General features: G+C 68.7%; 20 protein-coding genes. 9 read left to right on the top strand and 11 right to left on the bottom strand.

Annotated features, from left to right (window positions below):
• Positions 1–22: 22 nt before the first annotated feature.
• Together LRM18_RS12425 and LRM18_RS12420 are read right to left on the bottom strand one after the other, a co-directional pair.
• On the bottom strand, positions 23–766 hold the full coding sequence (locus LRM18_RS12425) for a basic secretory protein-like protein (RefSeq protein ID WP_150827019.1): 744 nt from the start codon (positions 764–766) through the stop codon (positions 23–25).
• A complete protein-coding gene (locus LRM18_RS12420; protein ID WP_270954732.1) occupies positions 763–4107 on the bottom strand; it encodes a GH92 family glycosyl hydrolase in 3345 nt (1114 codons plus the stop codon). Before LRM18_RS12420 ends, LRM18_RS12425 begins: the two co-directional genes overlap by 4 nt.
• A 418-nt stretch (positions 4108–4525) precedes the next feature.
• On the opposite strand from LRM18_RS12420, the gene LRM18_RS12415 reads away from it, so the two are divergent.
• The 4 genes from LRM18_RS12415 (at position 4526) to LRM18_RS12400 (ending at position 7766) form a co-directional block, all read left to right on the top strand.
• Positions 4526–4723, top strand: coding sequence for a zinc-finger domain-containing protein (locus LRM18_RS12415; RefSeq protein WP_005410967.1), 198 nt, complete (start codon positions 4526–4528; stop codon positions 4721–4723).
• Positions 4724–4738: 15 nt separating this feature from the next.
• The gene (locus tag LRM18_RS12410) at positions 4739–5854 is read left to right on the top strand and encodes a glycosyltransferase (RefSeq protein WP_270954731.1); all 1116 of its coding nucleotides are present in this window, start codon (positions 4739–4741) and stop codon (positions 5852–5854) included.
• Complete coding sequence (locus LRM18_RS12405) at positions 5835–7166, top strand: O-antigen ligase family protein (protein WP_057494586.1); 1332 nt, start codon at positions 5835–5837, stop codon at positions 7164–7166. Before LRM18_RS12410 ends, LRM18_RS12405 begins: the two co-directional genes overlap by 20 nt.
• A 150-nt stretch (positions 7167–7316) precedes the next feature.
• Entirely contained in the window at positions 7317–7766 is a 450-nt protein-coding gene (locus LRM18_RS12400; protein WP_270954730.1) for a transposase, read from the top strand.
• Positions 7767–7840: 74 nt separating this feature from the next.
• Here LRM18_RS12400 and LRM18_RS12395 read toward each other — a convergent pair whose 3' ends face one another.
• The gene (locus LRM18_RS12395) at positions 7841–8758 is read right to left on the bottom strand and encodes an LpxL/LpxP family Kdo(2)-lipid IV(A) lauroyl/palmitoleoyl acyltransferase (RefSeq protein ID WP_049469961.1); all 918 of its coding nucleotides are present in this window, start codon (positions 8756–8758) and stop codon (positions 7841–7843) included.
• 60 nt (positions 8759–8818) lie between these two features.
• On the opposite strand from LRM18_RS12395, the gene waaA reads away from it, so the two are divergent.
• On the top strand, positions 8819–10117 hold the full coding sequence (waaA, locus tag LRM18_RS12390) for a lipid IV(A) 3-deoxy-D-manno-octulosonic acid transferase (RefSeq protein WP_049469960.1): 1299 nt from the start codon (positions 8819–8821) through the stop codon (positions 10115–10117).
• Between the two features lie 223 nt (positions 10118–10340).
• Positions 10341–11585: an amino acid transporter gene (locus tag LRM18_RS12385; RefSeq protein WP_270954729.1), complete on the top strand. Its 1245-nt coding sequence runs from the start codon at positions 10341–10343 to the stop codon at positions 11583–11585.
• Positions 11586–11684: 99 nt separating this feature from the next.
• Here LRM18_RS12385 and LRM18_RS12380 read toward each other — a convergent pair whose 3' ends face one another.
• The 3 genes from LRM18_RS12380 to LRM18_RS12370 form a co-directional block, all read right to left on the bottom strand.
• Complete coding sequence (locus tag LRM18_RS12380) at positions 11685–13043, bottom strand: TolC family outer membrane protein (protein WP_049469956.1); 1359 nt, start codon at positions 13041–13043, stop codon at positions 11685–11687.
• Between the two features lie 16 nt (positions 13044–13059).
• Entirely contained in the window at positions 13060–13707 is a 648-nt protein-coding gene (locus LRM18_RS12375; protein WP_049469955.1) for a protein-L-isoaspartate O-methyltransferase, read from the bottom strand.
• A gap of 140 nt (positions 13708–13847) precedes the next feature.
• Positions 13848–14525: a TetR/AcrR family transcriptional regulator gene (locus LRM18_RS12370; protein ID WP_049469953.1), complete on the bottom strand. Its 678-nt coding sequence runs from the start codon at positions 14523–14525 to the stop codon at positions 13848–13850.
• Between the two features lie 118 nt (positions 14526–14643).
• Between LRM18_RS12370 and LRM18_RS12365 the strand changes: the two genes are divergently transcribed.
• The gene (locus LRM18_RS12365) at positions 14644–15771 is read left to right on the top strand and encodes an efflux RND transporter periplasmic adaptor subunit (protein ID WP_057494582.1); all 1128 of its coding nucleotides are present in this window, start codon (positions 14644–14646) and stop codon (positions 15769–15771) included.
• A 4-nt stretch (positions 15772–15775) separates the two neighbouring features.
• Complete coding sequence (locus tag LRM18_RS12360) at positions 15776–18937, top strand: efflux RND transporter permease subunit (RefSeq protein ID WP_057494580.1); 3162 nt, start codon at positions 15776–15778, stop codon at positions 18935–18937.
• A 200-nt stretch (positions 18938–19137) separates the two neighbouring features.
• Here the strand turns inward: LRM18_RS12360 and LRM18_RS12355 are convergent, their stop codons facing one another.
• On the bottom strand, positions 19138–20043 hold the full coding sequence (locus tag LRM18_RS12355) for a LysR family transcriptional regulator (RefSeq protein WP_270954728.1): 906 nt from the start codon (positions 20041–20043) through the stop codon (positions 19138–19140).
• 118 nt (positions 20044–20161) lie between these two features.
• Between LRM18_RS12355 and LRM18_RS12350 the strand changes: the two genes are divergently transcribed.
• Positions 20162–20935 (top strand): SDR family oxidoreductase, encoded by a 774-nt coding sequence (locus LRM18_RS12350; RefSeq protein ID WP_270954727.1) that lies wholly within the window; start codon positions 20162–20164, stop codon positions 20933–20935.
• Positions 20936–21042: 107 nt separating this feature from the next.
• Here LRM18_RS12350 and leuB read toward each other — a convergent pair whose 3' ends face one another.
• The 4 genes from leuB to LRM18_RS12330 are packed head-to-tail and all read right to left on the bottom strand — an operon-like array spanning position 21043 to position 24930.
• Entirely contained in the window at positions 21043–22104 is a 1062-nt protein-coding gene (gene leuB, locus LRM18_RS12345; RefSeq protein WP_270954726.1) for a 3-isopropylmalate dehydrogenase, read from the bottom strand.
• Positions 22094–22672, bottom strand: coding sequence for a 3-isopropylmalate dehydratase small subunit (gene leuD, locus LRM18_RS12340; RefSeq protein ID WP_005410953.1), 579 nt, complete (start codon positions 22670–22672; stop codon positions 22094–22096). The genes leuB and leuD overlap by 11 nt, the downstream gene beginning before the upstream one ends.
• Positions 22672–24090: a 3-isopropylmalate dehydratase large subunit gene (gene leuC / locus LRM18_RS12335; protein WP_049469937.1), complete on the bottom strand. Its 1419-nt coding sequence runs from the start codon at positions 24088–24090 to the stop codon at positions 22672–22674. The genes leuD and leuC overlap by 1 nt, the downstream gene beginning before the upstream one ends.
• A 60-nt stretch (positions 24091–24150) precedes the next feature.
• The gene (locus LRM18_RS12330) at positions 24151–24930 is read right to left on the bottom strand and encodes a class I SAM-dependent methyltransferase (protein WP_064239146.1); all 780 of its coding nucleotides are present in this window, start codon (positions 24928–24930) and stop codon (positions 24151–24153) included.
• Between the last annotated feature and the right edge of the window lie 3 nt (positions 24931–24933).

The raw sequence follows: 24933 nt of genomic DNA, 5'->3' as shown, positions 1-24933 counted from the left end.
GCGAACCGGTGGTACCTGGGCGTCAGCGCCGCTTGCCGCGGCGTGCAGGCGCCGGCGGCGGTGCATCCGAACGCGGCTTGGCGTACTGCGCCCACAGCGCCGGCAGCGCCTTGCCGGTGTGCTTCTGCCACAGTGCCGGTGCATAGCGACCGTCGCGCAGGGCCGTGTCCAGTGCCAGCACCAGGCCCGGGTGTTCGGCGTCGGCCCACTTCAGGAACGCGCCGGTGACCCGGTAGCCGCTGTCGAAGTTCTGCCCTTTCTCGACCTTGCCCGGCAGTGCCCATCCGGCAGCGGCGTTATCCATGCCGTAGCGGTCGCGCGCGTAGTCGGCGATGCCTTCCACCAGCCAGCCCGGCACCCGCGCATCGCCATAGCCCGGGTAGCCCTGCACGATGTGCATGGCTTCATGGGTGACCAGGTCGATGTCGTTGGGATGCTGCGCCAACCAGCCGGGGTTGATGGTGATCGTCGCCGCCTGGTCCTTGTCACCGACGAAAGCGATGCCGGTGTAGCCCGGATCGATCACGATGCGCACCATCGCCGGCGCGGCCGGGTGGAAGTCCGCACGTTCGCGCAGGTAGGCGAAGTAGAACGTATCGATGATCCGCTTGCGCTGCGGCGCGGCCAGGGCACCCCGGGCGTCCTGGTAGTTCAGCGTGACGCCGTCGCGGGTCAGCTGCGCGTCGAAGGCCTGGGTCTGGCCGAAGCTGGGGAAGGAAAGGGCAACAAGGGCCAGGGGCAACAGACGGTAGCGCATGGGGTTCATTGTACGGCGCTGGGCGCCAACAGTTCGATCTCCGCCAGCGGCAGCCGGCCGGGGGCGGCCAGGCGCAGCCGGTACGCATCGTAGCGGCCTGGCCGGGCGATGCGGAACGGACGGGTCTGGCGGGCAGACTCGAAGGCTTCGCCGCTGCGCTGGTCGAGCACGGTCCAGCGGCCGTTGCCGTTGCGCGCTTCCAGCGTCCATTCACCGCCCTGGATGCGGCCGTCACCGCTGGTGAGGGTGTACATCGTCGGCGTGCCGTCGCCCAGGCCGGTCAGCGTGATCGTTGCGCCGCCACCCAGGCCCACGCTGGTGGCCGCATCGTCATCGACCAGCGCCGGCAGCGCGCGGCCATCGGCCAACGCCGCCTCCGCGCCGCTGCCGAGCAGGTCGTGCAGCAGTTGCGGGCGCTGGCCGCGCGCGGTCAACGAGCGCGGCACGTCATCGGCGCCGCTGCCCCAGCGCGACGGTTGCGGGCCCATCTCGAAGTCCAGCGTCGCGCCCTTGGCGATCAGCTCGTGCGGCACCCAGGTCTTCGTCCACGGCGTGCCGTTGATCTTCAGTGACTGCACGTAGACGTTCTCGCGCGAGTTGTTGGCCGCGTTCACGGTCAGCACCGCGCCGCCCTGCAGCTCCACCCGCGCGTGGCGGAAGGCCGGCGATCCGATCACGTACTCCGGGGCGCCCATGCGCAGCGGGTACAGGCCCAGCGACGCCAGCACGTACCACGCCGAGGTCTCGCCGTTGTCCTCGTCGCCCGGGTAGCCTTGGCCGATCTCGCTGCCGACGTACAGCCGCGACAGGATCTCGCGCACGTGCTGCTGGGTCTTCCATGGCTGCCCGGCGTACAGGTACATCCACGGGATGTGGTGCGCCGGCTGGTTGCTGTGCGCGTACATGCCCATGCGCACATCGCGCGCTTCGGTCATTTCGTGGATGGTGCCGCCGTAGGACCCGGCGAACGCGGGGGCGGCGGTTTCCGGCGTGGCAAAGAAGGTATCCAGCTTCGCCGCCAGCTTGTCGCGGCCACCGTACAGCGCGGCCAGGCCTTCGCCATCGTGGGCGGCGGTGAAGGCGAAGGTCCAGCCGTTGGATTCGGTGTAGTCATGGCCCCACACGCGCGGGTCGTAGTCCTTGGCGTCCACGCGCCACTGGCCATCGGCGTTGCGGCCCTGGAAGAAGCCGGCGGCCGGATCGAACATCGTCGCGTAGCTGGCGGCGCGATAGCGGAAGTACTCAGCCTCGGTGCGGTAGCGCTCGCGTGCGGCCGGCGTGGCCACGCGCCTGGCCAGCGCATCGGCCATGTTGGCGATACCGAAGTCATTGAGCGCGCCTTCCATCGTCCACGACATGCCTTCGTGCACGTCCGCGCTGGCGTAGCCACGGAAGGTCGAACGGTCCATGCCCTTGCGGCCGACATGGCGATCGGGCGGGACCACGGTCGCGTTCTTCAGCGCGGCGGCGTAGGCCTCGGCCGGATCGAAGCCACCGATGCCCTTCAGCCAGGCATCGGCGAAGGCCACGTCCGAGCTGGTGCCGACCATCAGGTCGGCGTAGCCCGGCGACGACCAGCGCGCGATCCAGCCGCCGGCGCGGTACTGCTCGATGAAGCCCTGCACCATCTGCCCGGCATCGTCGGGCGTGAACAGGGCATACGCCGGCCAGGTGGTGCGGAAGGTGTCCCAGAAGCCGTTGTTGACGAACACCTTGCCATCGCGCACGCCGGTGAAGCTGCGGTTCGCGCTGCCCTCGGTGTTGTCGTCGCTGGCGCTGGCCTGGTTGGCGTAACGCCAGTCCGGCGCGGCCGCGCTGCCGGCGTTCTCATGCCCGGAATTGGGATACAGGTACAGCCGGTACAGGCTGGAGTACAGCGTGGTCTTCTGGTCGTCGCTGGCATCGCCGATGTCGAAGCGGGCCAGGCGTGCGTCCCACGCATCCTGCGCGCGTCCGGCCACGCTCTCCAACGTGTCGGTTGAAGCGATTTCCAGCGCCAGGTTGTGCCGCGCCTGCTCCACCGAGATCAGCGAGGTGGCGATGCGCATCGTCACCCGCCGGTCGCTGCCGGCATCGAACTTGATGTAGCCGGTCGGGCGCCCGGTGTCGATGCGACCGCTGCTGCGCCAGGGCCTGTCGAAGCTGGCCACCACGTACATGCGGCTGGCGCCGTTGGACAGGCCGCTGCGCGTATCGGTGTAGCCGCTGAGGGTCTGCGTCGCCGGGTCCAGGCTCAGGCCACCGCGCGCATCGACATTGTCGAACAGCAGGTTGGCATCGCCATCCTCGGGAAACTCGAAACGGAACAGCGCGGCATGATCGGTCGGCGCGATGGCAGCAGCGATGCCATTGTCGAAGCGCACGTCATAGCGATACGGGCGCGCGCTTTCATGGCGGCGGTCGAACGACAGCGCACGTTTGCGGCGGTCGGCGTCCGGCACGCCACGGCTGGCCGAAGGCATCACCTGGAAGGTCTGGCGGTCACCCATCCACGGGCTGGGCTGGTGGCTCAGTGCAAGGGCCTGCAGCTGCGGGCGGTTCTGTGCATCGTTCTGCTCGTTCCAGCGGTACAGCCAGTTCAGCGCGCCGGCGTCGGTCACCGGGGTCCAGAAGTTGAACCCGTGCGGCACCGCCGTGGCCGGGAAATTGTTGCCGCGCGAGAACGTGCCATTGGCCTGGGTGCCGCGGGTGGTCAGCACCCAGTCGGAGACGCGCTGTGGCTGCTGCCTCGGCACTGCGTCCAGGCGTACGTCGTCGATCCAGCCGGAGACCGGTGCACCTTCGGCACTGGCCACCTCCAGCTCGATCGCCACCACGCGGCGGCCTTTCAGTGCGGGCACCTCGCCCAGCCGCACCGCCTTGCGTGCCCACTGCTGCGGGTACAGCGTCTTCGACTCGCCCTGCGCACGCGCGCCGATCGCCACGCCATGCTGGTCGCGCGCTGCACCGGCCGATACGCGGCTGCCGTCGTCCAGCAGCAGGTCCAGCGAGACATACGTCGAGGCCACGCTGTCGCCGCCGACGATTTCCGGCAGCACCAGCCACGACAGCGTGGTATCGGCCTCGATCGGCAGGTCGGTCCTGAACAGTTCGCGCCGCGCGCTGCCGCCCTCGCTGCTGTAGTGCAGCGCATGCAGGCCGCTGTAGCCGGCGTTGCGCTTGGCGGTGTAGGGCGCGGCCGGGCCATTGCCGATCGTGACCTGCAGTGCGCCGGCGGCCTGTGTCGGGGCCGGTTCGCCCGGTTCGAACGAGGTCTGCAGCCCCTGTGCCAGCACCGGCATCGCAGTGGTCGCACAGGCCAGGGCCAGGGCGAGCGGAAGCAGGGCGCGGCGTGGATCGGACAGGGTCATGCAAGAGTCTCCCGGAAGGGCTGGCGGCGGGTAGCACCCGCATCGGCGGACACCACGGGCAGCATCGCTCCGCCCGCCAGGATGGCAGTGGAAGAGGCGATGCCGGTCCGGTGGGGGCGGGCCATGCGATCGGGTCGGAGTGAGCAGGTCGGTGGTGACCTGGGCCGATCCTGCAACAGCCGCCGCGCGCTGACAAGTGCCATTTAGTTCGATCCAAATGCGGGAAATATCGTCGGGACCGATTCTGGCCGGCGAACCTGCCGCAACCCCCGCGTGAATCGAGCGGGTACAGCGGCCCGGCGCGCAGGGGGCGCTGCGAAGGACCGCCCGCCGCGCGCAATGGCCCGTTGCGGCGCAATGTCGGCGCGGCCCAGATGCTAGAATCACAGGCCTCGCAACCCGTTCATCGACATCCGCCATGAGCCATACCGCCACCGCGCCCGCCAACGCCGAGAAGCGCTACACCGTGCACCGCAGCGATCTGCCGCTGAGCTGCCCGACCCCGGAAATGGCGCTGTGGAACTCGCATCCGCGGGTGTACCTGCCGATCGAAGACGAACCCAACGGCGAAGCGCAGTGCCCCTACTGCGGTTCCGTGTTCGTGCTGGCCGACTAAACGGCGGCCCTTTCGATGCGCCGATTGACCGTGGTGCAGTTGCTGCCGGCGCTGCACTCCGGCGGTGTCGAGCGCTCGACCCTGGAAATCGCTGCGGCCCTGGTCGCCGCAGGCCATCGCGCGCTGGTGGTGTCTGCCGGCGGCCGCCTGGTGCAGCCGCTGCTGGACAGCGGTGCCGAGCACCTCACCCTGGACATTGGCCGCAAGTCGCTCCTGACCCTGCGCCATCTGCCGACCCTGCGTCGGCTGTTTGCCGAGGTGGGCGCGGATATCGTGCATGCCCGATCGCGGCTGCCGGCGTGGCTGGGCCTTTATGCGATCCGTGCCCTGCCTGCCGCGCAGCGCCCGCATTGGGTGACCACCGTGCACGGGTTGAATTCGCCCAGCCGCTACAGCGCGGTGATGACCAGCGGCGAACGCGTGATCTGCGTGTCCAATACCGTGCGCGCCTACGTGCAGCGCCACTACCCGACGGTGCCGGAAGACAACCTGCAGGTCATACCGCGGGGTGTGGATGTCGGCCAGTTCCCACGCGTGGCGCGCGCCGACCGCCGCCCGCGGCTGGCCCTGGCGGCCGATTACCCCTGGCTGGCGCAGGTGCACGGCCCGCTGCTGCTGCTGCCGGGGCGCGGCACCCGGCTGAAGGGCCACGCCCACGCGTTGCAGCTGCTGGCCGATGTGCGTGCCGCCGGCGTGCCTGCCCAGCTGTGGATGCTGGGCACCGACGAACCCGGGCGCGAGGCCTACGTGGCCGACCTGCGCCGCCAGGCTGCGGCCCTGGGCGTAACCGAGGCGCTGCACATCAGCACGCCAACCGCACGTATCGCCCAGGCCTACGCCGCCAGCGATCTGGTGCTGCAGCTGTCGGACAAACCGGAAGCGTTTGGCCGCACCGTGGTCGAGGCGCTGTCGGTCGGCCGCCCGGTGCTGGGCTGGAACCACGGCGGCGTCGGCGAACTGCTGCAGCAGCTGCAGCCCAGCGGTGCGGTACCGCTCGGCGACGCGCGCGCACTGCGTGAACGTGCGCTGGCCCTGCTGGCGCAGCCGCCGTCCTTGCCGACCCGTATCCCGTTTACCCTGCAGGCCATGCAGCGCGATACGCTCCGCCTCTATGCCGACCTCGCCGGCTGACCCTTCCGTCCTGGTGCGCGACGACCGCGCCGGGCGCTGGGCACCCTGGTGGGTGCTCGCGTACGTGGCGATGTGGCCGTTGCCGGGCATCGCCGAAACCGTGCTCGGACTGGGCGCGCTGTACGCTGCCGCGCGCATGGTCATGCGCCGGCTGCAGCGCCGCCCGCACCTGTTGAGCACGGCAGCCTGGGCGCTGACCTCGATCCTGTTCCTCGGCTACTGGCTGCCGCAGGCGTTCTCGGCCTTCGACGCCATCGATCCTTCCGCTTCGTGGACCAAGGCCGCCGCTGGCCTGCGCTACCTGCCCTTCATGTGGCTGGTGGCGATCGCAGTGGCCACACCGGAGCGGCGGCGGCTGACCTTTGGCGGGCTGGCGCTGATCACCGGCGCGTGGACGCTGGACGCGCTGGTGCAGGCGCTGGCCGGCACCAGCCCCTGGTTCTGGTCGCTGGAACACCTGAAGCTGGCCGTGAGTGGCCACGCGCTGTGCCCGGCTGACGAAGCCGCGCTGGCCGACCGCCTCAGTGGCGCGCTCGGGCCGTGCAACCTGAAGTTCGGCCAGGTGCTGGCCAGCCTGTCACCGTTCCTGCTGCTGCCGATGGCACGGCGGTTTGGCAATGCGGGTTGGCTGCTGGCTGCCGCCGCACTGGGGTGCGTGCTGCTGCTGGCCGGTTCGCGTGCCTCGTGGATCACCTTTGTGCTGGTGCTGGCCTACAGCGGCGTGCGCCAGTTCGGCGGGAAGCGGCTGCTGCTGCTGGCCCTGCTGGCGGCGCTGGGCGCTGCGGCGCTGACCGCGGGCGCGCCGCAGCTGCGCGAACGGGTTGCGCGTACGGCGCAGGCCTGGAACGAAGATGGGCAGGGGGTCGACCAGGCACTCTCGGGGCGTGCCCGCATCTGGAAGGCGGCCGTGTGCATGATCGAGGAACATCCGGTCAACGGCGTCGGTGCGCGTGGCTTCCGCGATGCATATCCGGCGTGCGTCGCCGAGGATGGCCCGGCAGTGTGGGGCCATCAACCGGCATTGCACGCCCACCAGATCGTGCTGGAAATCCTTGCCGAGACCGGCGTGCTGGGCCTGCTGCTGTGGTTGGCGGCGGTGGCGCAGGCCTGGCGGGCCTGGCGGTACGCTCCGGCAGCCGCGCGCGACCGCGCCCGGCCGGCGATGCTGGCGCTGGCGGTGACGGTGTTCCCGCTCAACACGCACCTGGCGTTCTACTCCGCGTTCTGGGGGGGGCTGACCGTGCTGCTGGCTGCGTTGTTTGCCGGCAGCCTGCTGGCGCGCGACGCGGACGACACGCCGACGGTGGTGTGATCGTCTATCCACGCATGGCGTGGCGCTACTGCCCGTACCGAACGGAGCGCGCTTTGGTAGATCCGCGCCCTGCGTGGATGGCGCTTTCCCGACGCAACTGCCGGTCAACCACCACTACCGGCGTTTCCCTGCGTATCGCACGCTGGAGGCATGGCCAGCCCCAGACTTCGCTACGGTCGGTATTCCCGATCCGGCAACGTGTACTCATTGACCACAGCAACCCTAGGCCGCGAACCGTTGTTCGCCGATGCGGCAAACGTGGCGATCCTGATCGACACACTGCGCTTCGTAGAGCGCAAGGGCTTCAGCCACAGCCTGGCCTGGGTGGTCATGCCCGACCATCTGCACTGGCTGATGGAGCTACGCGGAGGAACTCTGGCCGAATGCATGGCCCTGCTCAAATCACGCAGCAGCCGTCTGTTGAACCGGCGATTGGAGCGACAAGGGCCGCTGTGGCAGCACGGTTACCAGGATCACGCCGTACGCAGCGATGAATCCCTTCATGAGAAGGCGATGTACATCCTGGCCAATCCGGTCCGTGCGGGCCTGGCCAGCACGTTGGGTGAGTACCCACACGCATGGTGCCGTTGGCCGTTGTAGGTGCCGGCACCCGGATGCAGAGCATCCACGCATGGCGTGGATCAAGCTGCACATGAAACCATCCGGCCCCACCGTTATTTGTAGAAATCACTCCGGCCGCCGGGCTGGCGCTTGAAGCGGCGGTGGATCCACAGGTACTGGTCGGGAGCCTCGCGCACCATCGCTTCGATGGCCTGGTTGACCCGGGTGGTATCGGCCTCCACATCCTCGCTGGGGAAGTTCTCCAGCGGTGCGCCGATCTTCAGGAAGTACTTTCCGCCTTCGCGGCGGTGGAAGTACGGAATCACCGCACAGCCGGTCATGCGTGCCAGCTGATGGGTGGCGGTGATGGTTGAAGCGGTGTGGCCGAAGAACGGCACGAACACGGTGTCCTTGCCCCGCATGTCCTGGTCTGGCGCGTACCACAGGAAGCCGCCTTTCTTCAGGTGGCGCACGGTCGCGCGGATGTCCTCGTTGGCGAACATCGCCTTGGCATAGCGCAGGCGGCCGAACTTCACCGCCCACTCGTACACCGGGTTCTTGTGCTTGCGGTACATGCCGGAAAGATCGACGTAGTCGCACAGCAGGCGTCCGCACATCTCCAGGGTCATGAAGTGGCCGGACACCAGCAGCACGCCGCGGCCCTCGGCCTGCATCTGCCGCAGGTGTTCCAGGCCTTCGATCCGCACCTGCGGGCGGATGCGGTCGATGCTGCCCCACCAGGCACGGATGCACTCGAACACGCCCACGCCCAGCGCGTCGAAACTGTCGCGCACCAGGCGCTGGCGCCACGCTTCGTCCTTCTCGGGGAAGCACAGCTGCAGGTTGACCTCGGCGGCGCGGCGGCGGCTGCCGAGCAGGCGCCAGGTGATCCAGCCGACGCCCCGGCCCAGCGCGCGCTGCAGCAGCCACGGCAGGCGGGCGATGGCGAAGGCGCCGAACATGGCGGCGAACATCGGCCAGTTGCGCGGATCGCGCAGCGACGGGCGGACGGCGGTGGTGGCATCGGACATTGCGGCATTCTACCAAGGCCGCCGCGTGTCTTTCCCGGGGGGCTCCCGTATCCTTGCCGCATGCGCAAAGACCCTGTCGAGTGGATCCTGCGCGGCCTGTACTCGGTCGTGCTCTACATCCTGCTGCCGATCACCGTGTACCACCTGGTCTGGCGCGGCTTCCGGGTCCGTGAGTACTTCCGGCGCTGGGACGAACGCTATGCCTCCTATCCGCAGCCGACCGGCCAGCCGCGGGTGTGGCTGCACGCGGTCTCGGTGGGCGAGGTCAATGCCGCCGCGCCGCTGGTCAACGCACTGCGCCAGCAGCGCCCGGACATCCGCTGGGTCATCACCACCATCACCCCGACCGGCTCCGAGCGCGTGCGCGCGCTGTGGGGCGACGCGCTGGACCACGTCTACCTGCCATACGACGTGCCGGGCAGCGTCAACCGCTTCCTCGGCCATTTCCAGCCCAGCCTGGCGCTGATCCTGGAAACCGAACTGTGGCCGAACATGCTGTTCGGCTGCCGCGACCGCGGCATTCCGGTCTACATCCTCAATGCCCGCCTGTCCGCCCGCTCGCTGCGTGGCTACCGGCTGCTGGCGGCACTGATCCGCCGTGCGCTGCGCACCGTCACCTGCGTGGCCGCGCAGTCGCAGGACGATGCCGAGCGCTTCGTGCAGCTGGGGGCCGAGCCCCGCCAGGTGCAGGCCCTGGGCAACCTGAAGTTCGACATCGCCACGCCGGACGTGCAGGGCTTCGTCGAACAGTTCCATGCGCGGGTACCGGCCGCACGCCCGGTGTGGATCGCCGCCAGTACCCACGATGGCGAGGAGCAGGCGGTGATCGACCTGCACCGCCGCCTGCGCGCGCAGCATCCGGACCTGCTGCTGCTGTGGGCGCCGCGCCATCCCGAGCGGTTCCCCAAGGTGGAAGCGCTGGCACGCGAACAGGGCTGGCGCGTGGCGACCCGCCGCGTGGACCAGTGGCCGCACGCGGCCACCGACGTGTTCGTCATCGATACGCTCGGCGAGCTGATGCCGTTCTATGCCTGCGCGCAGGTCGCCTTCGTCGGCGGCAGCCTGCAGGCCATCGGTGGCCACAACCTGCTGGAGCCCGCGGCGATGGGAACGGCGGCGGTGACGGGCCCACACCTGCACAACTTCGCGGAAATCTCCCGGCGCATGCGCGAGGCCGGCGCGCTGCTGATCGGCGAGGACGCGCAGGCGGTGGGCGATCTGCTGCAGCACCTGCTCGACGATGCGCAGGCGCGCGAAGACATGGCCCGCGCGGGCTGCACGCTGGTCAGCAATGGCCGGGGCGCGCTGCAGCGCACGCTGGCCCTGGTCGCGCCGCACCTGCCGCCGCCGCGCGGGTGATCTCGGCGCAGCGGCGTCGGCGCCGCTGCAAGCCATTGTCGTGATCAACTTCATCAATTCTGCTTAGCGACGATTTTTCTGTCGCTGCCGGACCGACCCCGCTGATGACAGCGTGCCTGCGATCACAACGCAGCGCGCACGGCACCGATTCCGATTCCGCAGGGCGATGCAGGCTGCCAGCCTGCTGTCGACCGCGCTTGGGCGGATATCAAGGGAACTTGCGATGGACGGCGACAGCGGCAGGGATGGCACCGGCGGGGCCCGGCTGGGAATGGACCATCTGGCGGTGGTGGCGCTGACGCTGCTGGTGGGGGGCAGCGTGATCGCCCTGGTGGGCCAGCACACGGCCGCACAGGCGGGCCCGGCCATCGTGCTGAGCCTGGTGCTGGCTGCATTGGGGGCCGGCCTGGTGCTGTGCTGCCTGCAGGAGCTGGTAGTGCGGTGGCCGGCGGCCGAGGGCCTGCACGGCTTGCTGGCCGCCAGCTGGGGCTCCCGCGTGGCGGGCGTGCTCGGCCTGGCCTTGCTGCTGGAACTGGTGGCGACCACGGCGGGGGTGACCCAATCGATGGTCCACCATGCGCATGCGGCGCTGGCTGCGGCGGGCCTGCAGGCCAGCGACCCGCTGCCGACGCTGGTGGCGGCAGGCGTGGGCCTGCTGCTGGCTGTACTGGCGCTGCTGCCGCCCCGGCGCGTGGCCCTGGTGGTGTGCGCCCTGCTGACGGTGAAGATCGGCGTGGGGTTGCTGCTGCTGGCCCTGGCGGCACGCCACGTGCACTACGCGCACTGGATTCCCTGGCTGCCACCGGCAACCGCCCCGTATCGGTTCGGGCTGGGCGGGGTGCTGGCGGCTGCGGTGCCGCTGCTGGGGATATTTGCCAGCGTCGGCCTGGCCCTGGGCTTTCCTGCGCTGCGCCGGCAGGGTGCGGCCTGGCAGCCGGCGTTGCTGGCGCTGGTCTCGTTGCTGGCGATGCTGCTGTTGATCGTGCTCGCGGCACTGCAGGCCGGGCTGGTCGAATTTTCCGCATTGGCCAGCTCCCGGCCACTGTCGGTGGCGTTGCAGGTGCATCCGCAGCTGCAATGGATGCAGCCGTTGCTGCCCTTGGGCGGTGCGGCGGGACTGGCGGCGCTGCTGCTGGTGCTGCTGATGCTGGCCGTGCGGCTGGCGACGTCGTTGTGGCCACGCCTGCAGGCCGCGGCAGGACGTCCGGGCGCGGGCCCGGTCACGGTGGCGATCGGGTTGCTGGTGGTGATGCTGGCGCTGTGGCTGCCCCCGGGCAGCCTGCCGGCGCTGCCGGGCAGCGCAACCCTGCTGGTGATGGCGGCCCTGTGCCTGGCGGTACTGCGGCCACGGACCGGAGCGCGGCAGGATGCAGCCGCGCGCGGGCTGCTGATGCCGTTGCTGGCGCCGCTGGCGGTCGCGCTGTGCCTGCTTGCAGCGCTGGAACGCCTGCGGGCGTGGCCGCTCTGACCGCCGCCGGGACCCTGCCGCGGCTGGGCGCGCATGGAAGCATGCCCACAAAAAAGCCACCCTCGCGGGTGGCTTCTTCGTTGCCGGCCAGGCGAAACCTCAGTGCGTGGTCGTGGCCGGGTTGCCTGCGTCCTGGGTCAGCAGCCGGTTGACGTCCTGCAGTTCGGCCACGTCCAGCGCACCCAGCGACTGGCTCAGCAGCAGGCGGTTCTGCAGGAAGGTGTAGCGGGCCTGCGCATAGTCCAGCTGCGCCGAGAACAGGATGCGCTGGTTCTGGATCACGTCCAGCACGGTACGGGTACCGACTTCCAGGCCAACCTGCGAGGCGTCATAGGCGCTCTGTGCCGAAACCACCGCCAGGCGGCGGGCTTCCACTTCGCTGATGCCCTGCACCAGGGTCTGGTACGCATTGCGGGTGTTGCGGTCCAGGGCGCGCTTCTGCTGCTCGTAGCCGTCCTGGGCGATGTCACGCTGGGCCAGTGCCTGGCGCACGCCGGACTGGGTGGCGCCACCGGCGAAGATCGGCACGCTCAGGGTCAGGCCGATGCTGTTGGTGCGGGCATCCGGCGACAGCGAGCCGGCGCCGGTGCTGTCACCCCACGTTGCACTCTTGCCCCAGCTGCCGCCCAGCGACAGGGTCGGGTAGTGGCCGCCGCGGGCGGCCTGCACGCCGGCTTCGGCGGCACTGACCTTCAGTTCCTGCGCCTTCAGCGCCGGATTCTGGGTGGTGGCCTGCTGCACCAGCTCATCGATGTTGCCGCGGTTGGCCGGCACTTCCGGGCGGAAGTCGGCCGGCAGCCCACGCAGGTTGGTCACCGGCTGGCCGGTCAGTTCGGTCAGGGCCTGGTAGTTATCGGCGAGGGTGTTCTGCGCAACGATGGTGTTGGCACGCGCCTGGTCGTACTGGGCGCGTGCTTCGTGCACGTCGGTGATCGGCGCCAGGCCCACTTCCAGGCGCTTGTCGGCGAAGTCGAACTGCTTCTTCGCGGCCGCTTCGTTGGTCTGTGCGGCGTTCAGCGATTCGATCGCCACCAGCACGTTGAAGTAGGCCGCCGAGGTGCGCACGATCAGGCTGTCGTTGGCCGAATCGAGGGTGAAATCCGCCGCCTTGCTCAGCTCACGCTGCGAGCGCAGGTTGTTGATCTGGGTCCAGTTGAACAGCGTCTGGCTGCCGTCGATCGTGTAGGTGCGGCGCTTGTTGGTGAACGAGCCGGAATTGGCGTCCGCGTTCGGCTCGCTGCGCGTGCGGTTCAGCGTGGCCTGGCCGTTGATCTGCGGCAGCAGGGCGGCACGCGCCTGCACGGCGCCTTCCTTGTCGTATAGCCGGGTCGATTCGGCGGCCGACAGCTGCGGATCGCCATTGCGGGCCATTTCGTAGACCTGCAGCAGGTCGGCGGCATGGGCGGACAACGGCAGCAGGGCAGTGGCCAGCGCAACAGCGAGGGATCGGCGGATCATTGCGGCTTCCTTGGACTCAGAGGTGGAACTGGGGGGCCGGGGCGGCACCACGCAGGTAATCGATATCGGTCTCGAACAGGGACTCGCTGCTGCCGTCGGCCTTGACCAGCAGGGCCTCCATCGCCGGCGAACGGCCGTGGATCACGAACAGCCGACCGCCCGGACGCAGCCACGAAGCGAACTGTGACGGCACCACGTCGACCGCACCAGTGACACAGATCACGTCAAAGCGGCGTTCGGTCTGCCAGGACAGGGCGTCGGCCACTTCCACACGGACATTGGTGCCCAGGCCGGAGGCGTCCAGGCGCGCGCGCGCGGCGGCGGCCAGCTCCGGGTCGATTTCCAGGCTCAGCACGTCGCGCGCCAGCGCGCCGATGCAGGCCGACAGGAAGCCGCTGCCGGTGCCGATTTCCAGCACTTCATCACCCGGCTGCAGGTCCAGCGCCTGCAGGGTACGGCCCTCGATGACCGGCTTCATCATCTTCTGGCCGTTGCCGATCGGCAGTTCGACATCGGCATAGGCCAGTGCCCGGTGCGCGTCGGCGACGAAGGCCTCGCGCGGCAGGCGGGCCAGGACGTCGAGCACCTTGATGTCCAGCACGTCCCAGGGACGGATCTGCTGTTCCACCATCAGTTCGCGGGCGTGGGCGTAATCAATCGTCATGAGGTTCAAATCCAGCGCAGTGGGCCGGCCATTTTACCGGTGCCGGAGGCCGGCGGCGCGCCCAGAGCATCAGCTGCCGGGGGGCCGGGGTCGCAGTGCCGGAAGTCATCGCGACCTCCGGTTCATTCAGGTTTGCCGTTTCAGCCGGTTCCGGCCCCTCGCGGCGCATACGCGCGCAGGAAGAAGTCGACGCTGGCGGTGACGTGGACCAGAGGGTCGCACTCCACCGGTGACAGTGGCATGCCGCACATCATATGCATGTGCACTTCGCCCTTGACCAGGGTCAGGAACTGTTCGCCCGCCAGTGCATAGTCGGCGATCTCCAGTTCGCCACGCTCGGCGCGCGCGCGAAGGAAGTCCGCCAGGGCCTCGCAGGTACGCTCCGGGCCGGCTTTCCAGAACAGCTCGCGCAGGCGCTCGTCGGTCTCCGGCGACATCATCATGCGCTGGATCGAGATCGCCGCGTCGGAGGTGATCAGCTGGAAGAACGCCAGGCCGATGCCGATCAGCTGGTCGCGCAGCGGGCCATCCGCATCGGCCACGAACAGCGCGTCGGGCAGCATTTCAATGCACTTGGACTGCACGGCCTCGGAGAACAGGGTCTCCTTGTCGCCGAAATGGCTGTACACGGTCAGCTTCGAGACACCGGCCTGGGCGGCGATGGTGTCCATGCTCACGCCGGTATAGCCCTGTTCGATGAACAGGGCCTTGGCGGCATCCAGGATCGCTGCGCGCTTGCCGAGGTCCTTGGGACGCCCGGGTCCGGCGGCCTTGGCAGCAGGCTTGGCCGACGGCTTTCGGGAAGTGGGAGAACTCATCGCGCTAATACTAGACCAAGCGGTTCGATATTTATACTATACCGGCCGGTTTATTAAATTGGGCCGGCAGTCGCGGCTCCCCCTTAGTTGCAACCCTGCGTTTTCAGGACGTTGACCGATGAAGATCGTGCGCTGGATGGGCGGTATGGTGTGGGTGGCTGCGCTGGCAGCCTGTTCTGGGCAGGAACAGGCGCCCCAGGCGGCCGTGCCGGTGCTGGTGGTCCATCCCGGGGAGCAGGCCGGGCAGGCGCCGGCGGCGTTCCCTGGAACGGTACGTGCGCGGCAGGAGAGCCCCTTGTCGTTCCGCGTCGGCGGCAACCTGGTCAAGCGCCACGTCGATGCCGGGCAACGGGTGAAGAAGGGCGATGTGCTGGCCGAGCTGGACGTGGCCGACTTCGCGCTGCAGGCCCGTGCCTCGCAGGCACAGCTGGCTGCGGCAGAAGCCGATCTGGTGCGTGCCCGTGATGACCTCAAGCGCTACCAGGTGCTGGCCGACCAGCAACTGGTCAGCCGCTCGCAGCTGGACCAGCAGTCGGCTGCGTTCAAGGCCGCGCAGGGCCAGGCCAACGCCGCCCGCGCCAACCTCGATGTGCTGCGCAACCAGGCCGGCTACGCGCAGCTGCGCGCCCCGGCCGACGGCGTGATCGCCAGCCGCGAGGCCGAAGCCGGGCAAGTGGTGTCGGCGGGCCAGACCATCTTCAACCTGGCCGCCGATGGTGCACGCGAAGTGCTGATCGACCTGCCCGAGGCCACCCTCCGTGACTACGCGGTCGGCCAGCCGGTCGAGGTGGAATTGTGGAACCGCCCGGGCCAGCGCCTGCCGGGCACGATCCGCGAGATCGCGGCCGCCGCCGACCCGCAGGCCCGCACCTATGCGACCCGGGTCAGCCTGGCGGCCGATGCGCTGGCCGATGTCGAACTGGGCCAGAGCGCGCGCGTCTACAGCAGTGCCGGCCGCCACGGCACCCTGCAGCTGCCGCTGGGCGCGCTGCAGCGCGGTGCCAATGGTGCTGCCAGCGTGTGGGTGGTCGATCCGGCCAACAGCACGTTGAAGGCCGCCGCGGTCACCACCGGTGCCTACGGCAGCGAGACGGTGCCGGTGCTGTCCGGCGTGGGGGCCGGTGACTGGGTGGTCGCCGCAGGCGGCCACCTGCTGCGTGCCGGCCAGCCGGTGATCGCCGTGGACCGGCAGAACCGGCCGGTGCTGAAGCCGGCCACGCCGGCCGCCGCCAAGGCCAGGGAGTAAGCCGGTGCGCCGCTTCAATCTTTCCGAGTGGGCGTTGTCCAATCGCCCGCTGGTGCTGTTCGCGATGCTGGCCTTCGCGCTGATCGGCGCGTGGTCGTACAAGCATCTGGGCCAGTCCGAGGACCCGCCATTCACGTTCAAGGCGATGGTGGTGCGCACGCTTTGGCCGGGCGCCACCGCCGAACAGGTCTCGCGCCAGGTGACCGAGCCGATCGAGAAGGCGCTGATGAACACCGGCGAGTACGAGTTCATCCGCTCGTATTCGCGCCCGGGCGAATCGCAGGTCATCTTCATGGCGCGCGACAGCCTGCGTTCCAGGCAGATCCCGGACCTGTGGTACCAGGTGCGCAAGCGCGTGGGTGACATCCGCCCGACGCTGCCGCGCGAGATCGTCGGCCCGTTCTTCAACGATGAGTTCGGCGACACCTACGGCAACATCTACGCCTTGACCGGCAAGGGCTTCGACTATGCGGTGATGCGCGACTACGCCGACCGCATCCAGCTGGAACTGCAGCGCGTGCCCGACGTCGGCAAGATCGACCTGGTCGGCCTGCAGGACGAGAAGGTCTGGATCGAGCTGTCCAACACCCGACTGGCGACACTGGGCGTGTCGATGCAGCAGGTGCAGCAGGCACTGGCCGACCAGAACGCGGTCACCGGCACCAGCTTCTTCGAGACCGCCACCGACCGCGTGCAGCTGCGCGTGACCGGCCAGTTCAACGACATCGACGCGATCCGGCAGTTCCCGATCCGTGCTGGCGACCGCACCGTGCACCTGGGTGACATCGCCGAGGTCAAGCGCGGCTTCGCCGATCCGGCGTCGCCGAAGATGCGCTTCATGGGCGAAGAGGCGATCGGCCTTGCGGTGGCGATGAAGGATGGCGGTGACATCCTCAAGCTCGGTGCCAACCTTGATGCCGAGTTCCAACGGCTGCAGAAGACCCTGCCGGCCGGCATGCAGCTGCGCAAGGTCTCCGACCAGCCGCAATCGGTGGAAGAGTCGGTCGGCGAGTTCGTGCAGGTGCTGACCGAGGCGGTGGTGATCGTGCTGCTGGTCAGCTTCTTCTCGCTGGGCCTGCGTACCGGCCTGGTGGTGGGCGTCACCATTCCGCTGGTGCTGGCGATGACCTTCTTCGTCATGCACTACTTCGACATCGGCCTGCACAAGATCTCGCTGGGCGCGCTGGTGCTGGCGCTGGGCCTGCTGGTGGACGATGCGATCATCGCGGTGGAGATGATGGCCACCAAGATGGAGCAGGGCTTCGATCGCCTGCGTGCGGCCAGTTTCGCCTGGGAATCCACGGCGTTCCCGATGTTGACCGGCACCCTGATCACCGCGGCCGGCTTCCTGCCGATCGCCACGGCGGCATCGAGTACCGGTGAATACACTCGTTCGCTGTTCCAGGTGGTGACCATCGCGCTGGTGGTGTCGTGGATCGCTGCGGTGCTGTTCATCCCGTACCTGGGCGACAAGATGCTGCCGGACCTGTTCAACCCGCAGCCGCCGAAGCCCGGCAGCCTGTCCGCGCGCTGGCGGGCCAGGCGCCAGCAGTGGGCCGATCGCTATCCGGCGCTGGCCAACCTGATCGCACCGCCGCAGCACGGGCATGACCACGATCCCTACCAGCGCCCGTTCTACCGCAGCTTCCGTCGCTTCCTCGACGCCTGCCTGCGCCGCCGCTGGTGGGTGATCGCCGCAACCATCGCCCTGTTCGTGTTCTCGCTGATGATGTTCCGCTTCGTGCCGCAGCAGTTCTTCCCGGATTCGACCCGGCCGGAGCTGATGGTGGACATCGAGCTGGCCGAGGGCGCATCGCTGCGTTCGACCCAGGCCCAGGCCGAGAAGCTGGAGAAGCTGCTGTCCGGCCGCGAGGGCATCGCCAACTACGTGTCCTACGTGGGCACCGGTTCGCCGCGCTTCTACCTGCCGCTGGACCAGCAGCTGCCGGCGACCAACTTCGCCCAGTTCGTGGTGCTGGCCAAGGACATCAAATCGCGCGAAAGCACCCGTGACTGGCTGCTGCACGAAGTGATCCCGAAGTTCCCGGATGTGCAGATGCGCGTGACCCGGCTGGAGAACGGCCCGCCGGTCGGCTACCCGGTGCAGATGCGCATCTCCGGCGAGCACATCGAGAAGGTGCAGGCGATCGCGCGCCAGGTCGAGGCCAAGGTGCGTGAGAACCCGCACGTGATGAACGTGAACCTGGACTGGAGCGAGCCGAGCAAGGTGGTGCGGCTGGTGATCGACCAGGAGCGGGCCCGCGCGCTGGGCGTGAGCAGTGCCCAGGTCAGCCAGTTCCTGGCCAGTTCGCTGGCCGGCCAGTCGGTGAGCGTGTATCGCGAAGGCAACCGCCAGATCGAGATGCTGCTGCGCGGGCCGGCCGATGAGCGCAACCAGCTGGAACTGCTGTCCAGCCTGTCGATGCCGACCGCCAATGGCGGCAGCATCACGCTCTCGCAGGTGGCGACGATGGAATACGGTTTCGAGGACGGGATCATCTGGCACCGCAACCGGTTGCCGACCGTGACCGTGCGCGCCGACATCAGCGATGGCATGCAGGCGTTGGACGTGGTGCACCAGATCGTGCCCACGCTGGACGGCATCCGCGCCGAGCTGCCCAGCGGCTACCTGCTGGAAACCGGCGGTACCGTGGAGGATTCGGCGCGTGGCCAGAACTCGATCAAGGCCGGCATGCCGCTGTTCCTGGTGGTGGTGGCCACGCTGCTGATGCTGCAGCTGCGCAGCTTCTCGCGAGCAGCGATGGTGCTGGTGACCGCACCGCTGGGCATCATCGGCGCGACCCTGTTCCTGCTGCTGTTCCGCGCGCCCTTCGGCTTCGTGGCGCTGCTGGGCACGATCGCCCTGGCCGGCATGATCATGCGCAACTCGGTGATCCTGATCGACCAGATCCAGCAGGACATCGATGCCGGGCACGACCGCTGGCATTCGATCATCGATGCCACGGTGCGCCGCTTCCGCCCGATCGTGCTGACCGCGTTGGCGGCGGTGCTGGCGATGATTCCGCTGTCGCGTAGTGCGTTCTACGGCTCGATGGCGATCTCGATCATGGGCGGCCTGATCGTCGGCACGGTGCTGACGCTGGTGTTCCTGCCGGCGCTGTATGCGGCATGGTTCCGGGTGAAGCCGGACGAATCCGGGGCGTAATGCCCCGGGTTCTGCGGCCGCCGCCCCGGGTAGGTGCCAACCCTGGTTGGCACATCTCCCAGTAGAGCCACCCCATGGGTGGCTGCGGATTTCCAGGCTCCGTCATCCACGCATGGCGTGGATCTACTGCAGCGGGTCTTTGCCCTGGTGGGTGCCAACCTTGGTCGGCACTGAAGCAGGCATCCACGCATGGCGTGGATCTACTGCAGCTGCAGGCCGGTCCGTAGCACCGGCAGCAGCCACTCGACGAACACCTGCACGCGTAGTGCGCGGTGTTGCCGGTGCGGTTGCAGCAGGGTCACCGGCAGCGGTTGCGCCACGTACTGCGGCATCACCTCCACCAGGGCGCCGGATTGCAGCTCGGCCTGCACGTCGTAGCGCGGAATCTGCAGCAGCCCCAACCCGGCCACGCAACATGCAATCGATGCCTCGGCGCTGTTCACCCGCACCCAGCCGGGCATCGGCAGCGTGCGCAGCTGGACGCCATCCTGCCATTCCCACGGTTCCACCCGTGCCGTGGTCGGCGACGCATAGTTCACCGCGCGGTGCTGCTGCAGCTCGGCAGGATGCTGCGGAACACCGTGCTGGCGCAGGTAGGCGGGCGCGGCCACGTTGACGAAGTCGAGCTGGCCCAGCGTGCGCGCCACCAGGCTGGAATCGCCCAGCTGGCCGACTCGCAGCACGGCATCGCAGCCGTCTTCGATCAGGTTCACCGCGCGATCGGTCATGCCCAGGTCCACCTCCACCTGTGGATGGCGCGCGAAAAAGTCGGGCAGTGCCGGGGCGATGATGCGGCGGCCGATGCGGCTGGGCACGTCGATCTTCAGCAAACCGATCGGTTGTGCGTCATCCTGCCGGAACAGCGATTCGGCGTCCTCAACCTCGGCGATCAGGCGCAGGCAGCGCGCATGGAACACGTCGCCGTCGTGGGTGGTGGACACCCGGCGGGTCGAGCGCTGCAGCAAGCGGGTGCCGAGCCGCTGCTCCAGCTCCGCAATCGCTGCCGAAACGGTGGAGCGGGGGAGGCCGAGCTGGTCGGCCGCGCGGGTGAAGCTGGCGCACTCCACAACCCGGGTGAAGATGCGGAAGCGGTCGATCCGGTCCATTGTTCGCGGGCTCTGGAAAGTTAAGTCAATGTGGCGGGCTTTATCCGCTTTTTCTGCACGATATCGTCGTCAGGGCAGGGTTGCCACCCCGGGCCACCCTCCTCCCGAGACTCACGCCATGACCGACCATTCCCTGAAGGGCAAGACCGTGCTGATCGCCGGTGGCGCCAAGAACCTGGGCGGACTGATCGCCCGCGACTTCGCCCGCCAGGGCGCCAAAGCCATCGTCATCCACTACAACAGCTCCGCCAGCCAGGCCGATGCCGAAGCGACCGTTGCCGCCGTGCAGGCTGCTGGCAGCAAAGCGGTGGCGCTGCAGGGCGACCTGACCACGGCGGCAGCGATGGAGCGCCTGTTCGCCGAGGCCGTGGCAGCGGCCGGACGTCCCGACATCGCCATCAATACGGTCGGCAAGGTGCTGAAGAAGCCGCTGCTGGACATCAGCGAAGCGGAGTATGACGAGATGAGCGCGGTCAACGCCAAGGCCGCATTCTTCTTCCTGAAGGAGGCCGGTCGTCATGTCAACGACGGCGGCCGCATCTGCACCCTGGTCACCTCGCTGCTGGGTGCGTTCACGCCGTTCTATTCCAGCTATGCCGGCACCAAGGCGCCGGTCGAGCATTTCACTCGCGCGGCGTCGAAGGAGTTCGGTGAGCGCGGCATCTCGGTGACCGCGATCGGCCCCGGTCCGATGGACACGCCGTTCTTCTATCCGGCCGAGAGTGCCGACGCGCAGGCGTATCACAAGACCGCAGCGGCGCTGTCGGCGTTCACCCGTACCGGGCTGACCGACATCGCCGACATCGTGCCGTGGATCCGCTTCCTGGTCACCGATGGCTGGTGGATGACCGGTCAGACCATCCTGGTCAATGGCGGTTACACCACCAAATAACACAGCCACGCAGGGCGTGGCCGCGGCATATCTGTAGCGTCGAGACATGCCCGACTGCTGTTGCATGAGTCGAGCACGGTTTGACGCTACAGGTATTACCGGATGGGTCAGCCCAGCTTCGCCAGCACCGCATCGGTCGCGGCGGCGGTGCTCACCGCCTGGCCCTTGGCCGCCAGATCAGCGGTGAACACGCCGTCGTCCAGCACCGCGTGCACCGCCGCTTCCACCGCTGCGGCTTCGTCTTCCAGCCCCAGCGAATGGCGCAGCAGCATCGCGGCGCTGAAGATCGTCGCGTAAGGATTGGCGATGCCCTTGCCGGCGATATCCGGCGCCGAACCATGGATCGGTTCGTAGATGCCGACCGCACCCGGCTCGCCCAGCGAGGCCGACGGCAGCAGGCCCAGCGAACCTGCCAGCATCGAAGCTTCGTCGGTGAGGATGTCGCCGAACATGTTCTCGGTGACGATCACGTCGTACTCGCGCGGCTTGGCCAGCAGGTGCATGGCCATCGAATCGACCAGCTGGTGCTCCAGCGCCACGTCCGGGAACTCCTCGCGGCCGATGCGCGCGGCCACGTCACGCCACAGGCGCGAGGTTTCCAGCACGTTGGCCTTGTCCACCGAGGTGACCTTGCCGCGGCGCTGCTGGGCCAGGCGGAAGGCGCTGCGCAGCACGCGCTCGATCTCGGCCACGGTGTAGCGGCACAGGTCGCTGGCGCTGTCGGCGTCGCGGGTCTTGTCGCCGAAGTAGATGCCGCCGGTCAGTTCGCGCACCACCACGAAGTCAACGCCCTGCAGCAGCTCGGCCTTGATCGGCGAGGCGTGCAGCGCGGCGTCGTGGGTACGCACCGGGCGCAGGTTGGCGTACAGGCCCAGCGCCTTGCGGATCGCCAGCAGGCCCTGTTCCGGGCGCACCTTGGCATTGGGGTCGGACCACTTCGGACCGCCGACGGCGCCCAGCAGTACCGCGTTGGCGGCCTGGCAGGCGGCCAGGGTCGACGCCGGCAGCGGTTCGCCGTGGCGGTCGATGGCGATGCCACCAATGTCGTGTTCGCTGAAGGTGAAGGTGTGGTTGAAGCGGTCGGCGACGGACTTCAGGACGGCGACTGCCGCGGCGGCCACTTCCGGACCGATGCCATCACCGGGCAGGACAACAATTTCAGCGTGCATGCTCACTCTCGTAGCGTTCGATTTCAGGGACACGGCCCAACAGATACCCCAACTGGTCGACGCCTTCCAGCAGGCAGGTCTGCGAGAAGCCATCCAGCGGGAAGGAATAGACGCGGCCGTCAGGCGTGCGCAGCTCGCGCGCGGCCACGTCGATGGTCAGTTCGTCGTCGGGGCGCTGCATCAGCGCCTGCACGTCGGCTTCGTCCAGCACGATCGGCAGCAGGCCGTTCTTCAGTGAATTGCCGCGGAAGATATCGGCGATCTCGCTGCTGACAATGGCGCGCAGGCCCAGGTCGGTCAGCGCCCAGGGGGCATGCTCACGCGACGAGCCGCAGCCGAAGTTGCGCCCCGCCAGCAGGATGCTGCGGCCGGCGTTGTGCGGCTGGTTGAAGGCGAAGTCGGCCACCGGCGAACCGTCGGCCTGCCAGCGCCAGTCATTGAACGCGTTGCGGCCCAGGCCGGCGCGTTCGGTGGTGGACAGGAACCGCGCCGGGATGATCTGGTCGGTGTCGATGTTGGTCTGGCGCAGCACCACGCTGGCCGAGGTCAGGGTACGGAAACCGGCCATTACGCCACCTCCTGTGCGAACAGTTCGCGGGTATCGGCAACATGCCCGTTCACCGCGGCCCATGCCGCGCTCATCGGCGAGGCCAGCAGCGTGCGCGAACCGGGGCCCTGGCGGCCTTCGAAATTGCGGTTGCTGGTGCTCACGGCCAGCTGGCCGGGCGCCACCAGGTCGCCGTTCATGGCGATGCACATCGAGCAGCCCGGCTCGCGCCACTCGGCACCGGCGGCGCGCACGATCTCGTCGATGCCTTCGGCTTCAGCTTCGCGCTTGACGATCTCCGAGCCCGGCACCACCAGCATGCGTACCCGCTCGGCGACACGACGGCCGCGCAGCACCTGCGCGACTTCGCGCATGTCGCTCAGGCGACCGTTGGTGCAGGAACCGACGAACACCACGTCCACCGGCGTACCGGCCAGTGCCCTGCCGGGCTGGAAGTGCATGTAGTCCAGGCCCTTCTGTGCGGCGGCATCGTTGGCTGCCGGGATCGGCGCATCGACCGCGATGGCGGTACCTGGATGAGTGCCCCAGGTCAGGGTCGGACGGATGTCGGCCGCGTCGATGTGCACTTCGCTGTCGAAGCGTGCACCCTCATCACTGCGCAGCTGCTGCCAGCGCGACACCGCGGCCTCGAAGTCGGCACCCTTGGGACCGCGCGGCGTGTTGGCGACGAAGTCGAAGGTGACCTGGTCCGGCGCCACCATGCCGGCGCGTGCACCGGCCTCGATCGACATGTTGCACAGGGTCATGCGCTGTTCCATGTCCATCGCTTCGATGGTGCTGCCACGGAACTCGATCACATGGCCGGTGCCGCCGTTGACGCCGATCACGCCGATGATGTGCAGCACCACGTCCTTGGCGCCGACCCCCGGCGCCAGCGCACCGTCAACGGTGATTGCCAGGGTCTTGGCCTTGCGCTGTAGCAGGCACTGGGTGGCCAGCACGTGGCCGACTTCGCTGGTGCCGATGCCGAACGCCAGCGAACCGAACGCGCCGTGGGTGGAGGTGTGGCTGTCGCCGCAGACGATGGTCATGCCGGGCTGGGTGAAACCCTGTTCCGGCGCGATCACGTGGACGATGCCGCGGTTGTCAGAAGCCATGTCGAACAGTTCGATGCCGTACTCGGCACAGTTGCGCGCCAGAGTGGCGACCTGTGCTTCGGCGGCGGCGCTGGCGTAGGGCAGCGAGCCGTCGGCGGCGGCAGGCAACGTCGGCGTGGAATGGTCCATCGTGGCCTTGGTGCGATCCGGGCGGCGCGGCGACAGGCCACGCGCGCGCAGCTCGGTGAACGCCTGCGGTGAGGTCACCTCGTGGATCAGGTGCAGGTCGATGTACAGCACGGCGGGCGCGCTGTCGGATTCGGGGACGACCACGTGGGCGTCCCACAGTTTGTCGTACAGGGTGCGGGGTGCGGAGGTCATGCGTATGCCTGGCAGAAGTACGAAGGAGCGGACATCGGGAATGTAGATGAAAGAGGCCGGTCAGCGGCGGCGTGCGAGCACGCGCAGCCGGACGTAGTCGGCCAGCGGCTGGCCGGCGGCATTGCGCGGCAGGTCGGCCAGCAGCGCGCTGGCGGCTTCGCGCACGGTCGCACGGGCCTCGGCCGGCAGATCGTCGAGCAGCGGCGCAGCGAAAACCCGCAGCCAGCCGGCCACGCCGGTCGGCAGCGCGGTCGGGCGCGGCGTGCATTCGATCAGCTGCACGTGGAAGCCATGCTGGCGCAGGCGGTCGGCGTAGGCGTCGGCCGTGGGGAAGTACCACTGGAACGTGCTGGCACCATGGCCATGCGCTGCACGCGCGGCCTGCACTGCGGCGATGATCGTGGCCACGTTGCCATGGCCGCCGAACTCGGCGACGAAGCGCCCGCCGGGGCGCAGCGCGCGGCGCACGCCTTCCAGCACGCGGTCCGGCGTGGTCATCCAATGCAGTGCGGCATTGCTGAACACGGCATCGAATTCGCCGTCGAAGGACAGCGCGTGCCCATCCATCACCTGGGCGTCGACACCGCGGGCACGGGCGGCGATGACCAGTTCCGGCGAGGCATCCACGCCGTGGATGCGGGCGCCGCTGAGGGCCAGCTCGGTGCTGAGCACGCCATCGCCACAGCCCAGGTCGAGGATGCGTTCACCGGCGCGCGGGTCGAGCAGGCGCGATACCGCGCCACCCAGCAGCGGCACGAAGCCGGCATCGATCGCATAGTCCTGGGCGTTCCACTGCTGGCCAGCGGCGCTGGCCGGGGTGGGGGTGTCGAAGGCGCTCATGGT

It is taken from the genome of Stenotrophomonas sp. PI_27 (assembly GCF_027854495.1).
In the GTDB taxonomy this organism is placed as follows: domain Bacteria; phylum Pseudomonadota; class Gammaproteobacteria; order Xanthomonadales; family Xanthomonadaceae; genus Stenotrophomonas; species Stenotrophomonas pavanii.
The sequence above is the reverse complement of the archived record's forward strand: the minus strand, read 5'-3'. Positions and strand labels throughout refer to the sequence as shown.

What these genes read in the sequence shown, in the direction of transcription:
- LRM18_RS12380 (WP_049469956.1), bottom strand. Translation starts at nt 13,043, where the DNA reads ATGATCCGCCGATCCCTCGCTGTTGCGCTGGCCACTGCCCTGCTGCCG.
- LRM18_RS12365 (WP_057494582.1), top strand. Translation starts at nt 14,644, where the DNA reads ATGAAGATCGTGCGCTGGATGGGCGGTATGGTGTGGGTGGCTGCGCTG.
- leuD (WP_005410953.1), bottom strand. Translation starts at nt 22,672, where the DNA reads ATGGCCGGTTTCCGTACCCTGACCTCGGCCAGCGTGGTGCTGCGCCAG.
- LRM18_RS12420 (WP_270954732.1), bottom strand. Translation starts at nt 4,107, where the DNA reads ATGACCCTGTCCGATCCACGCCGCGCCCTGCTTCCGCTCGCCCTGGCC.
- LRM18_RS12355 (WP_270954728.1), bottom strand. Translation starts at nt 20,043, where the DNA reads ATGGACCGGATCGACCGCTTCCGCATCTTCACCCGGGTTGTGGAGTGC.
- LRM18_RS12375 (WP_049469955.1), bottom strand. Translation starts at nt 13,707, where the DNA reads ATGACGATTGATTACGCCCACGCCCGCGAACTGATGGTGGAACAGCAG.
- LRM18_RS12370 (WP_049469953.1), bottom strand. Translation starts at nt 14,525, where the DNA reads ATGAGTTCTCCCACTTCCCGAAAGCCGTCGGCCAAGCCTGCTGCCAAG.
- LRM18_RS12410 (WP_270954731.1), top strand. Translation starts at nt 4,739, where the DNA reads ATGCGCCGATTGACCGTGGTGCAGTTGCTGCCGGCGCTGCACTCCGGC.
- waaA (WP_049469960.1), top strand. Translation starts at nt 8,819, where the DNA reads ATGCGCAAAGACCCTGTCGAGTGGATCCTGCGCGGCCTGTACTCGGTC.
- leuB (WP_270954726.1), bottom strand. Translation starts at nt 22,104, where the DNA reads ATGCACGCTGAAATTGTTGTCCTGCCCGGTGATGGCATCGGTCCGGAA.
- LRM18_RS12395 (WP_049469961.1), bottom strand. Translation starts at nt 8,758, where the DNA reads ATGTCCGATGCCACCACCGCCGTCCGCCCGTCGCTGCGCGATCCGCGC.
- leuC (WP_049469937.1), bottom strand. Translation starts at nt 24,090, where the DNA reads ATGACCTCCGCACCCCGCACCCTGTACGACAAACTGTGGGACGCCCAC.
- LRM18_RS12385 (WP_270954729.1), top strand. Translation starts at nt 10,341, where the DNA reads ATGGACGGCGACAGCGGCAGGGATGGCACCGGCGGGGCCCGGCTGGGA.
- LRM18_RS12415 (WP_005410967.1), top strand. Translation starts at nt 4,526, where the DNA reads ATGAGCCATACCGCCACCGCGCCCGCCAACGCCGAGAAGCGCTACACC.
- LRM18_RS12425 (WP_150827019.1), bottom strand. Translation starts at nt 766, where the DNA reads ATGAACCCCATGCGCTACCGTCTGTTGCCCCTGGCCCTTGTTGCCCTT.
- LRM18_RS12350 (WP_270954727.1), top strand. Translation starts at nt 20,162, where the DNA reads ATGACCGACCATTCCCTGAAGGGCAAGACCGTGCTGATCGCCGGTGGC.
- LRM18_RS12330 (WP_064239146.1), bottom strand. Translation starts at nt 24,930, where the DNA reads ATGAGCGCCTTCGACACCCCCACCCCGGCCAGCGCCGCTGGCCAGCAG.
- LRM18_RS12405 (WP_057494586.1), top strand. Translation starts at nt 5,835, where the DNA reads ATGCCGACCTCGCCGGCTGACCCTTCCGTCCTGGTGCGCGACGACCGC.
- LRM18_RS12400 (WP_270954730.1), top strand. Translation starts at nt 7,317, where the DNA reads ATGGCCAGCCCCAGACTTCGCTACGGTCGGTATTCCCGATCCGGCAAC.